The organism is Bartonella capreoli, from assembly GCF_902813205.1.
Taxonomy (GTDB): Bacteria; Pseudomonadota; Alphaproteobacteria; order Rhizobiales; family Rhizobiaceae; genus Bartonella; species Bartonella schoenbuchensis.
Genome location: NZ_CADDZX010000396.1, coordinates 1 through 385 on the forward strand (window position 1 = coordinate 1; position 385 = coordinate 385).

General features: G+C 37.1%; 1 protein-coding gene. It reads right to left on the reverse strand.

The window, feature by feature from the left end; all coding sequences use genetic code 11:
• Positions 1-385, reverse strand: a 385-nt coding sequence (locus J7R05_RS08970) for an efflux RND transporter periplasmic adaptor subunit (RefSeq protein WP_208541936.1), incomplete at both ends; no start/stop codon positions are given.

Below are 385 nucleotides of genomic sequence, written 5' to 3' on the forward strand. Positions count from 1 at the left end.
AACCACTATAGAATTTTAACGCAACAGAAAAAGACATACCTGTCACGAGCGTATCTTTTTCATTATTGATTTCAACTTGAATATGAAGTGTGCGGCTTTCTGTATTAACAACATTATCAATCGCATAAATATGACCAACAAAAGCTTTATCCGGCTGTGCCGTTAATGTTGCAGTCACTTCATCTCCTTTATGTATTCGCGATACATATCGTTCAGGAACCCATATATCGACAAAAATGCGTTCTCTATTCTCAATACGGCCTATTATAATATTAGGAGTAACAGCATTGCCCTCATTAATGGGTAAAATACCAATAACACCACTAATCGGTGCACGAATTGTGCGCCGTTCAAGATCTAACTCAGCATTACGCAAAACCAAATT